The following is a 14,589-nucleotide window of genomic DNA, read 5'->3' as shown; positions in this document are numbered from 1 at the left end:
AGATGGTTATTAACAAAATTCTCAAAAGTGAAACAAAATCGCGCTTTGAACTAAGAATTTGGTAGAAAAAGGCGCAGGTGAAATTGTGAACAATTCAATCTCACCTGCGCCAAATTTATTAGACTTGTTTGTCAGAATTTGTCGTTAAGCCGCTTTCGTTCTCAACTTGGCAAGGAGGTCCGCATTTTTTAGGTTTGCCATTCCAACATAAGCTACGGGTACTAGGAACAATGAGAAGAAAGTACCAACGGTTAAGCCACCAACTAGGACTAAACCGATATTAATGCGACCCAATGAACCAGGCCCTTCTGCCAGTGCCAATGGTAATGAACCAAGTATCATCGTCAAAGACGTCATTAGAATAGGTCTGAGTCGAGAACGTGCACTCACTACCGCCGCTTGTTTTGCTGTCGCCCCCTTCTTGCGCTGTTCGTTCGCAAATTCCACCAGCAAGATACCGTGCTTGGTAACCAGGCCGACTAGGGTTAGCAAACCGATCTTAGAGTAGATATTTAAGCTCTGTCCAAATACCGATAAAGTCAAAACAGCCCCCACAATACACAGTGGTACTGTCAGTAGAATGATCATCGGATCGACAAAGCTTTCGAACTGCGCCGCCAAGATTAGGAAAATAAAGACAAGCGCCAACACGAATAGAACCTGTGCCCCTGCACTTGAATCAATAAGATCTTTCACCACGCCATTGAATTCATAACTCTGAGACTCATCAAGCAACTCTGGTACCGCTTGGTCAACGTATGCTTTAACGTCACTAGGAGTAAAACCAGGCATTAAATCAGCGGTAATTTCAGCACTGTCTTGACCCATAAAGGTTTTAAAGTTCGATTCAGAGGTCACTTGTTTGATCGATACAAACTGAGACAATGGCAGTCGCTGACCAGATTCTGAATCGACATATAGCTTATCTAATACCTTAAAGTCACCTAAAGCATTAAGATTAACTTGGACTTGAATCGGATAGGTATAACCGTCGTCTGCTTGCAAGTCAGCCGCTTTCACCGAACCCAGGAAAGTCGAGAGTGCATTGGTCACATTGCCATAATCAACACCAGACAACACAATGGCATTACGATCGATTGAAAGGTCATAGCGTAGTTGGTCACGTAACATAGAGTTGCTGACGTTGGTCACACCTTCATAGCTTTCTAACGCTTCAACGACCTTATGTGCCGTTTCAGACAGCGCATCGGTATCTCGATTCACCGTCGTCAGCTCAAGAACCATGTTAGTCGCGATATTGAGGTTATCTGCAGTACGCACTTTAAAAGACATGCCGTAAGCTGACACACTGCTTTTAGCGTTAGCAATGAACTCATTAACCAGTTCATCTGCGGATTTCTCTCTCTCGCCCCAAGGCTTCAGTAAAACGTGGTTCGTTGGCGTGCCTTCGATGTAAGATAGGTTCGCTTCCACAGAATCATTGTCTTTGAATACCTGACTAAGCTGGGCGTTATTGTCTAGATGGTACTGACGGCCAACACCTGTTGGGGGCGTTGATGTCACCTCTACAAAGCCAGTATCTTCAGTCGGTAGCAAAACTTGAGGCATTTTCCATACAGCAACTGCAGATAGAGCCACCATGACTAAAGCAATTCCTGTCATCAGAGCTTTGCGTTCAAACCATTTGTTCAACTCAGCACTGTAGTAGTCTGATAGTTTATTCAGTTTGGAATCAACAACTGAGTACCATTTTGCAGGTGTGGATACCGGCTTCATTAGGTACGCACTCATCATTGGCGACAAGGTCAACGCCACAAAACCAGAGATAATCACGGCCGCAGCCAACGTGAATGCAAATTGTCTAAACAAATCAGCAGTTAGGCCAGCCATCAAACCAATAGGTAGATAAACGACAGCTAGAGTTAGCGTCATCGCAATCACTGGGAACACGATCTCTCGGCACCCTTTTAACGCGGCATTCAGTGGCGTCTCGCCCTCTTCAATATGACGATAACAGTTCTCTGCAACCACAATTGCATCATCCACAACCAAACCAATTGCGAGAATGATCGCCAATATGGTGAGAACGTTGATGCTAAAACCTAGCCCCCACATCACAGCAAATACGCCAATAACGCACACTGGAATCATGATAATTGGAATCGAAGCGACTCGGAAAGAACCCAAAAAGATAACCACAACCGCTGATACCAGAACAACGGCCTCTACTAGCGTCATAAAGCCTTGGTCTATTGCTGCTTTGATGAAGTCAGCTTGGTTGTAAACCATCTTCATCTCAATGCCTTCTGGCAACTGCGACTGGATATCTTCGATCTGCAGCTTTACTCGGTCTGCTACCGTAACTGGGTTTTCGCTCTTAAGTGGCAGAACTTGAATAGACATTGCCAGCTTATCATCAACGCGGAGGATACTTGGCGTTAAGCTCTCTTCACCCATTTTCACATCGGCAATGTCGCCAACGCGGATGATCTTTCCATTATCGACTCGAATTACAAGATCACGAACATCTTCAACGCTGGTGACTTGGTTTACAGGGTTAATGGAGAAATCGCGAACTTGCCCTTTAATCGTACCCGCCGTAAAGGTCGCGTTGTAAGAACTAAGTGTGCCGACGACATCAGACGCACTGATGTTAAGTGCCATCATACGATCCGGTTGTAACCAAACACGTACGGCTTTCGAGCTACCACCATATGGCCCCCACACACCACCCACACCTTGAATGTGCTTGAATTGAGGTACAACTTGTTGGCTGATGTAATCAAACATCTCCTGCTTTGACATGTTGCCTGAGTTAACAAAGGTGATCACGTTACTTGGCATGCTTGTATCGGAAGAGTCATCCGTTACCGTCGGCTGATCTGTCATACTCGGCGGAAAATCACCAATTGCTTCAACACTACTGCGTAGGTTGTTCATTAAGCCAGTGTATTCAACATCGTCTACGTCATCTTCAAACATGATCTTTAGACTACAGGTACCTTCTTGGCAGTCTGTGGTCATAGTTTTCACGCTATCAAGCCCAGTTGCTGCTGTTATGAGCTTGTCTGCAACATTACGTGACATGAATTCTGCGCTAGCACCATTGATCGCGGCTGTAACCGTAGCCGATGGTGTTTTATGTTCAGGGAAGTATTGAATGGATAATTTCTGAAAGGATAGTAGACCAATCAATACAATAGCGATGCTAAGCACCGATGCAAACACCGGGTGCTTAATACAAATCTCAGGAAGCTTCATTGTTCACTCCTACTTGCTTCGCTTCCGTGCTTTTTTGTGGTGAGTTTTCATTTTTTGAATCTAAAATCACTGATTCTGTCGTTTCTGGTTGAATGGTTTCTGGAGAATTGCCATCTGAACCATTTTCTACCGATGATGTGTTTTCCGGTTCATGAATTAAATAGGCTTTCGGCCCGCCATGTACTTCTACAGAGGTTGTTGATTCCGATACCGATTCCGTTGGTGAGGTGTTGATCACTTTAACCAAAGAGCTCTTTTTTAGATTCTGTTGACCCGTGACAACAATCTTTTCACCCAGTAGCAGCCCATCTTCAATGACAACGTGACCATCGTTGGTATTAACACCAAGCTCAACCACTCTTTGTTCAATCGTCTCTCCGTTCACCACCCAAACAAAACGGGTATTGTCTTTAGCCAGGACTGCGTTTTGAGATACCACTAACTCCGGAGCCTCATCGCTAGTCACTTGGTTTAATTTGGCAAACATACCCGGAACAAGGCGATGATCGGGGTTCTTAATATGAGCGTGAATCTCGACACGACCTGAACTCTCATCAACAGCTGGAGCAATATAATCCACTACCCCTTTAAACGTTTCTCCGGCAAAAGCATCCACTTCAATCGATACCTGTTGACCAAGCTTTGCAGAGCCTAAGTCTGACTGTCCAATTGAGTATTGAACCTCAACCGGATCAAGTTTGATCAAACTCACCAACACGTTAGAGCTGTCGATTCGACTGCCAACAGAGTGGCTAAAGTTGGTTAGCTGACCATCAAACGGCGCAACCAACAAATAGTTGTTCATTAGTGCTTCTTTTTGACGGAAATCTGCGGCTGCCAAGTTTGCTTGCTCTTTGAGTTCTTCAACATCTTGTTGAGACATTGAATCCGGCTGCTTTTTGAGTAGCTCTTGCACACGCTTGAGTTTAGATTTGGCTAAAGCCAGTGAACTTTTTGCCTTGTCTAAATCAGCCTTAGCTGTCGTGTCATCCAGTTGTGCGATTACATCGCCTTTTTTTACAAAATCACCATCTTTAAAGTGAATTTTGAGAAGCTTTTCTGATGCGCTAAAAGTGAGTGCAGCAGAGTCAGTGGCACGAATTTTACCAACTTCATTAATTGAAGAAGTAAAAATTTGAGTCGTTGCCTGTTCCACTGTAACTGGTACGTGATCAGTATTTTCTGCGAACACAGAAGGTGCACCGAATGTAATAAGTGCGAAGGCAATTGTTTTACTAATTAAGGTCAATTTCATTCCAGTAACCATAGAGCGCCATCGATTTTTAAAAGCGCTAATTGTTAGCTATCTTTAACTGAACAAGCTTCCTGCTATTGAATTCAATGCTAATAACAGCCAGTTGTTGGGAGAATGGGCTCAACTTCATGATTGAGCCCTACTGTATTTCAAGTGCGAAACCGTTGTTCTTTGAACGATAGGTTAAAAGCGATACTGGTATTGCATACCAACTAACAGTGCGTCTGCGCTAACGTCCGCAGTAATGTTGCTCTGAGATCCAGGTATCGTCGTTAAGCTCTCATCGACGTAATCTGTCTCGCCCATCACAATGCCGACACCAAGATCGATGCTGCTGTTTTGTGTCATTGCGTAGCTACCTCCAACGGTCAACCAGTGACGGTTGACGTCAGGAATCGACAAAGATGTCAGGTTGTCTGTTGGTGACGCGTCATACATATAGCCAGTACGAAGAGTCAACTTACTCGAAGCGGTGTAAGTCGCACCGACTGAAACATGCCCTGCATCTTTCCATTGGTACTCCTTAAGCGTACCTTCCTCTGTTGAAACCAGTGCATCAAATTCAGACCAGTTGACCCACTGAATACTGTAATGCGCCGCCCATGATTCGTTGAGCTTGTGCCATCCAGAAAATTCAATGGTATCTGGCAGTGGTACATTTAAAGTTCCGGCCGACGTCTGAAGCTTGTTGACTGTACCGTCAACTTCGATATCTGGACTATAGCGATAAGCAAAGCCAAATCGGTGTTTGTCATTAACCTGATATGTCATACCAAGGTTGGCGCCAATACCTACTCCGTTACCATCTATGTTGAGTAATACTTGACGGTAAATTTCACCCTCGCCATAGATAACATCGATACCACCACCGATATTGATTTTTTCTGATAACTCATAAGCCACTGCCAAGCCTAGGTTGACACTTGAAAGTGTGGTTTTTCCTCCAAACTCACTTGCAGAAAATGAATCATCAAATTCAACGTCTGTACCGAAATTGGAATGCACTGTCGCGCCAAGGGTGAACTTGCTATTACTAAGTGGATGTACGTAATGAAAGTTAGGAACCAAGGTGCCTTGACCGAGAGACTGGTCGTCGAGCGTTTCAGTATCACCAACTATTGGCGTGTAGCTCACATTAGAAACGTCAATCTCGCTGTCGATATAGACTGCGCCAACCGATAGCATTGGCTCATCAATGTATGCCATCGCTGCGCTGTTTTTGGATACCACCGCCGCGCTGTCCGCTATCACAGCATCACCAGCAAAAGCTCTACCGAGGCCAGTTGCAGATTGTGCGTTCAGTTGAAAGCCCGCCGCCTGTGTAAGACATGGCAAAAGTGCAACTGTAGAGGTAATCAGAACTCGATTATTCATGGTCCGCTACCTCCGTTTCGATGTGAATTTCCTTGTCGATTTCGATAGCATGGCCATCTGTTATCACCATTGAAGCCACTGCGATTTGTTGAGTTTTAGTTGCACTCCACACATAAGTAAGCTCTTTGGGGCCCGGTAAGCTTGGTAAGCCTGATTCGTCCATCGTACCTTCATAAGGGAAGAGGTATGTTCCATGTCCACCAGTGGTAGCACGAATCACTCCACGGGTTTTATCAGAATTACCTTCCGTTCCCGTTATTAGAGTCAGACCTAACGCTTCAATAAGTGGGTCAGAACCTGTGCGGATATTGTCAGGGGCAGAATTTGGTACGACGCTATCTGGAACATAATCTTTATTAACTTCACACGTTTCTCCACATGTACCAACAGCCTCTATCAACAGTGTTGGTTGTTGGTATTTCACTTGTCTCGATGTAAAGCTTGCAGGGTCTGAACTGTCAATCGTCATCTGCACACCTTGTTTGAGATCAGTGACGATCAGATCGAAGATGTCGTCTTCTAATTGGCTCACTGTAATCGCGTTCTCTTCAGACTCAGCAACGAACTCACGCAAGGCTTCAATACAAGTTTGATTGGTCGATTCTGAAGTACATGCATCAGGAATCACGGTTTCAGCAATGCTGCGCTGTACGTCCGGCGACTTCTTCACTGCTTCAGACATCTCTGGGCCTAAAGTCTGAGAGGAAAGAACTAGGTTGGTTAACCCTTGCCCTGGGACAACAAAGTTAACGGTGTTAAAGGAAAAGTCTGAGTTGTCATGAAAGTCTGCACTAACCTGACTGAATTCACTTACCATCACCGACATGATCCCGCCTAAAGAGTGCCCAACTAAATGGATTTGGTCTTTCTTGACCCATGGCGCGTCGTTCAATGCATATCGCAAACCTAAGAAATCTGAGACTGACTGTTGTAAGTTAGAGCGCAATGCCAATGGCGAATCGATATTGATGAAGAACGACTTGTTCGCTCTTGCACTAATTTCATTCTCATCTTGATTACTAGGAGCGATACTAGTTGCGTAACGTACACGTTCTCCGTGATATGGCATGTCGATAGCAACTACAGCGTAACCTTTCTCCGTATAGTCACGCGCCATTAAGGAAGCAGCAGATTTATCCGCTGTTACACCGTGGATGAACACAACCGTTGGTAATTGGCTAACACCATCCCAATTCGCTGGAGTATAAATATCAGTCGTGATTGACTGAGTTTCCACTACTTCTGGTAGTGGGTCAGCTGCAGTAGGAAAACCACCCGACGCGGTTTTCATCCATTCGTACAGTGGAGGGCAAGACTCAATAGGATCGAACTCACTTAGCCTACATTCAACTTCTCTAGACTCCGTGAAAGGCAAGTAGAATGGTAGCTTCAAAGTACTTTTATAGAGGTCGTATTTCTCATCATTATCCTGAAATGCTGTTAATTTTGGCGAAATAAAACTCGTATTCTCGTACACATGGTTAGTTCGCATCGCATCAAGGGTGGTATATGCACTTTGGGTTTTAAATTGTGCTGCATACACGGGGTTGCCAGTACCTTTATCTGTCTCTTTATATAGAGTGATGGCTTTTAATATCTGCTCTTGAAGATCTTGATTTTCTTTTTTCGATGCCAGGCCATAAATAATATCTGTAAAACTGTCGTCGGCTTGAAGCGGCTCACCAAATTCTGTTTTCACAGCATCCGTAACAACAACATAATATAATTGGCTAGGTTTTAAGCTTGCTTCACACTCTATTTTAATATTGCTTCCATCTGCTGATATTTGGGTACTAATTTCTTTTCCAGAATCATCCATTAATACCACGTTACCCTGTAGGCTATTCGAATCTAACGGGAATCGCTTATCAGAATTAATACTCTGCAAAGGAATTAAAATAGGTTCCGCACACAAACCCCACCCATCTAAAGCTGAGTATGAATTGTTGTAATCTTGATAATACTCTTCACCGTGTAGAGCTAATAAGGCTCCTCTTTCACCGTTGCCTGAGATTGTGCCGTCATTATCATAACCATAACCATCATTTGGCTTAGGTAACTCTTGTACATTGTAAGGAACAAAAACAGACACGGGTTCTTGTGTGGTGCTTTCGTCAGATTGACATCCAACTAGTGCGATTGCGATTAATCCACAAAGGTGTGATTTTTTAAATATAGACAAAGCATCTCCTCATTTAAGCATGTTTGTGCTCAGTGCCGAAACGTCGGTTCATGGTTAACTTTGAGCTGAGTTCAGCTCTCCTATGTGTGGTCAGCAATGAGTGATGAATCGAATCGTGATATGAAAAAAGCTGTGTTTTTGCACATCCATCCGTAACCGATAGGAATACATTCATCATTCAACTTGCGACGCCGAAGAAACTACGTAAGAGCCTTGAACACTCAATCACACCCACTAAATCAGCTTCACATCCAAATGATCCAACACGCCTCCTTTTTAGGCACCTTAAACAACCTCAAACAGGCTCAAAAATGTTTATCAGAGAACATCAATCACACAAAATATTGCGATTTATCGGTAACTTGGAGATTTAGAAGTGTCAAATGAGGTTTGTTTATAAATGTGCTGTCTTTTGTTATATTTCAGTAAAGGCATTTATTAAATGAGATAGAGTATGTCCGCTGAATTCACTATCAACGATGAAATACAAGTTGATCTAAAAGAGTACGAAATTCACCACCCTAAGACGGGGCGAACCTTCACCTTAGGTTCAAATGAGGTTGAACTACTCAAGTTTTTTTTCAAAAACCCCAACCAAGTAATCACTCGCCAAGCTCTCATTGAGCAAGTTTGGGAATCAAAAGGCATCTATGTAGAAGATGGAAGTTTGATGCAAACCATCTCTCTTTGCCGAAAAGCACTAGAAGATAAAGCAGGACTGTTAATTGTTACTGAACGCGGTAAAGGCTACCGATTTTCAGGACGAGTCGTTGAAGGGAAAGTGGAAGTAAAGCTGGATGAAACCCCGGAGGTTGCTCAAGTAGAAATGCCTGAAGAACAGCCTAAAATGACTCCGATAAAGTTAATCCCAATTACCTTGGTATTAATTATGAGCACCGTTCTATCCTATTTAGGCTTCACCTACTTTGAAAAAGTTTCTGTATCTAAACTCGTGACTACATCACATTATCTAACCTGCAGAATCACAAGCGACCATATTAAATATAAAGAACTTTATAACGTTACTATGTACGAATATGAAGATAGAAACATCATTATTGATCATACAGGTAAATCACTTAGCTTTCCTAATGAGTTTACAGGAGTAGAGTGTGAGTAAAAATAACGCGATAATTGTATTCGTAGCGATATTAGGTATTGCTCTTGGGTGGCTTGCCACAATATTCACTAGCTCTAAGCTAGAAGGCCATTATTTAGCCAATCCAGTTAATGTTATTATGCCTCCTAATGACGTTATCTATAATACCTCTTCAATTAATATTGAATTTAAACAAAATAATAGCTATGACCTGCTTTATGTTACCGATAGACAAGTCGGTTTTACGTCATCAGGCACTTATAGCATTACTGGTAAACATATTTCTCTGGATGAAGAGCAGCATCAACAGATAGTCCCTGATCGTGAATTAGATTTCTATGAAAAAGTGATGATCAGTGAAGGCTCTGTTTTGTCTTCTGACTTCATGCCTTATATTCCAATCGGTAAAGATGAGATTTTGTTAGTCACACCTAATTCTATGCTGCACCTGTGTAAATCGGTTGCGTGTATAGACCTTCCCCACTACGAAAATGAAGTGCCTAAACTGGTGGAGCCAGAAGAGTAACGCTGTTAAACCAAAGTACGAATAAATAAATCGAATTAGGGGCTTATGCCCCTTTTTTGTTCATTTAGCCATCACATCTAGCCACAACTCTCATAAGCATCACACTCCTCATCCCGCAAGTTACAAATCCAACCTATGAGCAACAAATTCAATACAAGGTGATCCGACCGATGTTCTAGTTGGTTACTAATTTCTTTTATTAACATCTAAACAACACTATTTAATCACTATGATTTGCTGAATTTAACATCAAAAAAATTATTTGTTTTAGATCATGCGAACTTCAACTTGACCTCGTGCCACAGAACACTTTTCTGTACATTCAGTGACATATTCTGAAACAGTTTCTTATATTTTTTAAAACTTAGTGGAGATTTCTATGTTAGAACTCTTAATTGGATTGGTAGTGACTATTGCCGTAGGCTACTTCATTGTTAAAGGCTATAAGGCAGCGGGCGTACTACTTACAGCTGGTATCGCGTTACTTCTCATCACAGGTCTCATTGGTCATACGGTTTTGCCTGCGAAAGTAGCATCAACAGGTAACATGGTTACCGATGCACTTGAATTTGTTAAATACATGCTTCAGTACCGTGGCGGCGGTCTAGGTATGCAGATCATGCTTCTATGTGGTTTCGCTTCTTACATGACTCACATCGGCGCAAACAATGTCGTTGTTAAGCAGTTCTCTAAACCTCTTTCTGTTATCAAATCACCTTACGCACTGCTTGTTGCGGCCTACATCGTAGCGTGTCTCATGTCTCTTGCGGTAAGTTCTGCGACAGGTCTAGGTGTACTATTGATGGCTACCCTATTCCCAATGATGACGGCAATGGGTATTTCTCGCCCTGCAGCTGTCGCTGTATGTGCTTCTCCTGCTGCAATCATTCTTTCTCCAACATCGGGTGACGTTGTGATTGCTGCAGAAAAGTCGGGCTTAGCTCTAGACGTATTCGCCGTTCAAACCGTTCTACCTGTTTCTATCTGTGCAATCATCGTGATGGCCGCTGCTGCTTTCTTCTGGAACAAATACCTAGACCAGAAAGAAAACACGCCAATGGAAAAGATCGACGTATCTGAAATCGAAGCAAATGCGCCAGCTTTCTACGCAGCTCTACCATTCTTGCCAATCATTGGTGTATTCCTATTCAACGGCCGCACAATCCCTGGCTTACAACTTGATATTTACACTATTGTTGTCGGATCTATTTTTGTGGGCGCATTGGTTGATTACGTGGTTAAGAAGTTCGATGGTGAAAAAACCCTCGAAGATTTAGATTCTTGCTACCAAGGTATGGCAGAAGCGTTTAAAGGCGTGGTAATGCTATTGGTTGCTGCAGGTGTATTTGCACAAGGCCTAATGTCTATTGGTGCAATCGACAACCTGATTGGTCTAGCAGAAGCAGCAGGCGCTGGTGGTATTGCTCTAATGCTTATCCTAACAGGCCTAACGGTCGCAGCTGCAATCGCTACAGGTTCAGGTAATGCTCCTTTCTACGCATTCGTTGAGCTTGCACCTTCATTAGCAGCGAAAATGGGTCTAAACCCTGCGTTCCTAATCATTCCAATGCTTCAAGCATCTAACCTAGGTCGTACTATTTCTCCTGTATCTGGCGTAGTTGTAGCCACCTCAGGTATGGGTAAAATTAGCCCATTTGAAGTAGTAAAACGTACTTCAGTACCAGTAATTTGTGGCCTGATTACTGTTATCTTCGGTACATTGGTATTGGTACCAATGGCGGCATAACTCGCGTGTCCCATTAGTTAGCACCAAATAAAAAACGCCAAACTCAATGAGTTTGGCGTTTTTGTATTTATCGCTCTCAAAAGAGAAGTGAACGTTACTTCATCTCACCGTAGCGTTCTAGGTAAAGAACCGTTGCCGCTGTTCTTGAAGCCACTTGCAGCTTTTTAAGCAAGCTCTTCATATGTACCTTAACGGTCGATTCTGAAATAAACAGATGATCTGCGATCTGCTTGTTGCGGTACCCTTTTGCAACCTCTTGAAGAATCTGCATTTCACGCTCAGTTAGCTGGTCAAAAATGTCTTCGCGACTCGCTGCATCACTTAAATAATTGGCCACCACGCTGCTGTAAGCTTTATCACCGCTGTGCGCTTTTTTCAACAGGTCGATCAATTCATCTGGCTCAGTATCTTTTAGAAGGTAGCCGTCAGCACCCGCTTTTACGATTGCTTCAATATCGGCAGGGCTATCGGACACTGTTAGAATCACAATATTTGCACTTGAACCATCTGTACGCAGTGCTTTAAGAGTATCTAAACCAGACATACCCTTCATATTAAGATCCAATAGGATTAGATCAGGATCTTGTTCATGAGCCATTGCGACTGCATCAGTGCCGTTGCTTGCTTCTCCGACTACTTCAAACTCATCTTCAAAGCTGAGTAGCTGGCTGATACCACGGCGCATCAACGGGTGGTCATCGACCAACATTACTTTACAAATCGTCAAGATTAACTTCCTTCAAACTTTTATACTTTAGAATGACTGTACAGCCCTTACCTTTCGCTGTTTCAATCGTTAATTCGCCATTCAGCCTTGCCGCGCGCTCCTGCATTATACTCATGCCATAGTGATTCACCTTAGAGGCACTATGGTCAAAACCATCTCCGTTATCCTTTATCACGACTAATACTTCGCCATTTTCATCGTTACAACATACATCGATTAAATCGGCATTGGCGTGCTTTATTGCATTTACGGTTGCTTCTCGGATCAATTGAAGCAAATGAACTTGGCTATGCGCATCAAGTTCAATCGACGACAGATTATTGGTTAGATTAATCGTGCCATCTGTTCTTTCACTGAGTTGCTCAAGCATGGTGCTCAAAGCATCTCCGAAATTACCCTCTTTGATTGATAACCTAAAGGTCGTCAACAACTCTCTCAATTGAGTATAAGCTTCTGCAAGCCCATTCCCCAGCTCTAGCGCAATCTGTTCTGACTGCTCTCTGTGTTTATGTTCTGGGAGTTTGCCTATTACTCGCTTTAAAAGAGTAACTTGAATTTTCAAATAAGACAGTGACTGAGCTAGCGAGTCATGAAGTTCACGTGCAATCGTCGCACGTTCTTCCATAATAATCAGTTGCTCTGCCTGTTTCTGTGCAATGTTATAGTATACCGCACGAGAAAGTAGGCGAATAAAGTTATCAATTAGCGCTTTTGTTGAATGCCCATGGTGATAGCAACAATACAAATAACCTAACGTGATTTCACTGTCATCAAGCTTCATTTCGAACTTTTCGTAATGCGAATTCTCGTCATACCCTTCATCGAGTACAAATGAGCGCCCTGACGTATCTAAGATCTCTAACCTCAATGACTCAATATCTTCCAAGCTCACTAGATGTTGAAGAATAGCTCTAAAGTTTTCTGGCGAGACCCGAGTCACACGCAATTCTTGAGATGAGTTATAGAGCGCTTGCAGTGATTGGTTAGCGCTTTGCAACTCTTTCGTTTTCGCATCTACGACATCTTCTAGGTTTCGATAAAGTGCGCCCAGATCTCGAGTCATCGAGTTGAAGGTCTTAGTTAAGATCCCAAGCTCATTGTTATTTGTGACTTCCAAGTGAACTTCAAAGTCGCTGTTTTTGATTCTATGGCTCGCAGCCACCAAGGCATGCAGTGGTTTAACAACTTGTTTACGGACAAAATGAACAACAAAAAGAGATATGACTAGAATCCCACCCAGTCCGATACCACCAGCCCACGCCAATTTGATGAGCTTGTTTTCAGAAAATTCTTGAAGCTTAAATACGAATCCATCAATTTCAGAAACGAAGTTTTCGACCAATACTAAGTAGTGCTGTCTGTCTGAGCTATTCAGTACCTGTTTCAATTCATGCCATCGACCAATGATCAAATAGTAGTCTTCTGTGATGTGCGTCGGAACTTCCCAACCGACTAAGGCCGCCATCGACTCAGAGTACAGAGATGCTTCGAACTCTCGTATATGCTCGTCGTAGTCGATTGATTGTACTTGAATATCGTGAGCCAAACGGTAGCTCTGCATTCGCATAGAACCCGCTACATTGACTGCCTCAGCATCATTGAGGCTCGATGCTAAAGTGAAGATCGCGAACCCTGTTGTCGCTACCGACAAAAGTAAGATGAAAAGCAGCGACTTAGCAATAGTACTGGTAAGTGATGAAACGGGTTTAATAAGCAAAAGAAATTCCCAATCGTTCGAATGTAGCTTAACGGCGATTATTGTCACATATCGAAATTCATAGCTCCAACCAATATGTGACCTAACGACGCGTAATTTATTGATCTAAGACAATATACAACCCTAATTAGCCCTTAGGGGGTATTTATGCAAATGTTTCTAAAACTACACTGTATGTGAGGATAAATTACAAGATGTTAATGAGCAAACGATCTACAATTACAACATCTTAGCAACATTTAAGGTGAGCATGTGCTAGATTTATCAAAACGGCGTCTGTTTTCACGTAAAAAGGTCGACTTAAGCCAAATCCGCTTACCCTGGATTAAAGAGCTAAGCCAATTTACTGATGACTGTACTCGCTGTGGAAAGTGCATCGATAAATGTGAAACGAGCATCATCGTTTTGGGAGATGGTGGTTTTCCTACTGTCGACTTCTCAATTGATGAATGCAGCTTCTGTTACCAATGTGCCGATGTTTGTCCCGAACCCATTTTTAAAAATGAACAAGAAACACCTTGGCAAGCTAAAGCGTCTATTTCAGACAAGTGTTTAGCCCAAAAGAATGTTGAATGCCGCAGTTGCGGTGATATGTGTGAGCCAATGGCCATACAGTTTCAACTAAGAGCTGGTGGTGTGGCTCTACCAAAAATCGATTTAGATGAGTGTAGCGGATGTGGTGCTTGCGTAGCAGTTTGCCCGACTTCAGCTATCCTTGTGAGTAATGCATAAATAAAAAT

The 14,589-nt window shown here is 42.9% G+C and carries 10 protein-coding genes; 4 read left to right on the top strand and 6 right to left on the bottom strand.

Annotation, left to right across the window (positions count from 1 at the left end; genetic code table 11):
- Positions 1 to 144: 144 nt before the first annotated feature.
- From OCV50_RS18955 to OCV50_RS18940, 4 genes are all read right to left on the bottom strand, one after another.
- The gene (locus tag OCV50_RS18955) at positions 145 to 3,222 is read right to left on the bottom strand and encodes an efflux RND transporter permease subunit (RefSeq protein ID WP_261904253.1); all 3,078 of its coding nucleotides are present in this window, start codon (positions 3,220 to 3,222) and stop codon (positions 145 to 147) included.
- A complete protein-coding gene (locus tag OCV50_RS18950) occupies positions 3,209 to 4,477 on the bottom strand; it encodes an efflux RND transporter periplasmic adaptor subunit (RefSeq protein WP_261904252.1) in 1,269 nt (422 codons plus the stop codon). The genes OCV50_RS18955 and OCV50_RS18950 overlap by 14 nt, the downstream gene beginning before the upstream one ends.
- A 183-nt stretch (positions 4,478 to 4,660) precedes the next feature.
- A complete protein-coding gene (locus OCV50_RS18945; RefSeq protein WP_261904251.1) occupies positions 4,661 to 5,851 on the bottom strand; it encodes an outer membrane protein transport protein in 1,191 nt (396 codons plus the stop codon).
- Complete coding sequence (locus OCV50_RS18940; RefSeq protein ID WP_261904250.1) at positions 5,844 to 8,033, bottom strand: alpha/beta fold hydrolase; 2,190 nt, start codon at positions 8,031 to 8,033, stop codon at positions 5,844 to 5,846. The genes OCV50_RS18945 and OCV50_RS18940 overlap by 8 nt, the downstream gene beginning before the upstream one ends.
- Before the next feature lie 454 nt (positions 8,034 to 8,487).
- Here OCV50_RS18940 and OCV50_RS18935 point away from each other — a divergent pair, with 454 nt between their 5' ends.
- The 3 genes from OCV50_RS18935 to dcuC all read left to right on the top strand — a co-directional run bounded on the left by OCV50_RS18935 (position 8,488) and on the right by dcuC (position 11,405).
- On the top strand, positions 8,488 to 9,153 hold the full coding sequence (locus tag OCV50_RS18935) for a winged helix-turn-helix domain-containing protein (RefSeq protein ID WP_261904249.1): 666 nt from the start codon (positions 8,488 to 8,490) through the stop codon (positions 9,151 to 9,153).
- Positions 9,146 to 9,658: a hypothetical protein gene (locus OCV50_RS18930; RefSeq protein WP_261904248.1), complete on the top strand. Its 513-nt coding sequence runs from the start codon at positions 9,146 to 9,148 to the stop codon at positions 9,656 to 9,658. Before OCV50_RS18935 ends, OCV50_RS18930 begins: the two co-directional genes overlap by 8 nt.
- A 379-nt stretch (positions 9,659 to 10,037) precedes the next feature.
- Complete coding sequence (gene dcuC, locus OCV50_RS18925) at positions 10,038 to 11,405, top strand: anaerobic C4-dicarboxylate transporter DcuC (RefSeq protein ID WP_032552655.1); 1,368 nt, start codon at positions 10,038 to 10,040, stop codon at positions 11,403 to 11,405.
- Between the two features lie 94 nt (positions 11,406 to 11,499).
- Here the strand turns inward: dcuC and OCV50_RS18920 are convergent, their stop codons facing one another.
- Together OCV50_RS18920 and narQ are read right to left on the bottom strand one after the other, a co-directional pair.
- Positions 11,500 to 12,132, bottom strand: coding sequence for a response regulator (locus OCV50_RS18920; protein ID WP_239839883.1), 633 nt, complete (start codon positions 12,130 to 12,132; stop codon positions 11,500 to 11,502).
- A complete protein-coding gene (narQ, locus tag OCV50_RS18915) occupies positions 12,119 to 13,849 on the bottom strand; it encodes a nitrate/nitrite two-component system sensor histidine kinase NarQ (protein WP_239839882.1) in 1,731 nt (576 codons plus the stop codon). The genes OCV50_RS18920 and narQ overlap by 14 nt, the downstream gene beginning before the upstream one ends.
- A gap of 252 nt (positions 13,850 to 14,101) precedes the next feature.
- Between narQ and napF the strand changes: the two genes are divergently transcribed.
- Complete coding sequence (gene napF, locus OCV50_RS18910; RefSeq protein ID WP_261904247.1) at positions 14,102 to 14,581, top strand: ferredoxin-type protein NapF; 480 nt, start codon at positions 14,102 to 14,104, stop codon at positions 14,579 to 14,581.
- The last annotated feature ends 8 nt before the right edge of the window (positions 14,582 to 14,589 follow it).

Origin of the sequence: Vibrio fortis (assembly GCF_024347475.1) — a bacterium.
In the GTDB taxonomy this organism is placed as follows: Bacteria; Pseudomonadota; Gammaproteobacteria; order Enterobacterales; family Vibrionaceae; genus Vibrio; species Vibrio fortis.
Note: the sequence above shows the minus strand (reverse complement) of the source record. Positions and strands in the feature narration are given on the sequence as shown.

Coding starts and splice junctions, on each gene's coding strand:
- OCV50_RS18935 (WP_261904249.1), top strand. CDS start 8,488: ATGTCCGCTGAATTCACTATCAACGATGAAATACAAGTTGATCTAAAA.
- dcuC (WP_032552655.1), top strand. CDS start 10,038: ATGTTAGAACTCTTAATTGGATTGGTAGTGACTATTGCCGTAGGCTAC.
- OCV50_RS18950 (WP_261904252.1), bottom strand. CDS start 4,477: ATGAAATTGACCTTAATTAGTAAAACAATTGCCTTCGCACTTATTACA.
- OCV50_RS18945 (WP_261904251.1), bottom strand. CDS start 5,851: ATGAATAATCGAGTTCTGATTACCTCTACAGTTGCACTTTTGCCATGT.
- OCV50_RS18955 (WP_261904253.1), bottom strand. CDS start 3,222: ATGAAGCTTCCTGAGATTTGTATTAAGCACCCGGTGTTTGCATCGGTG.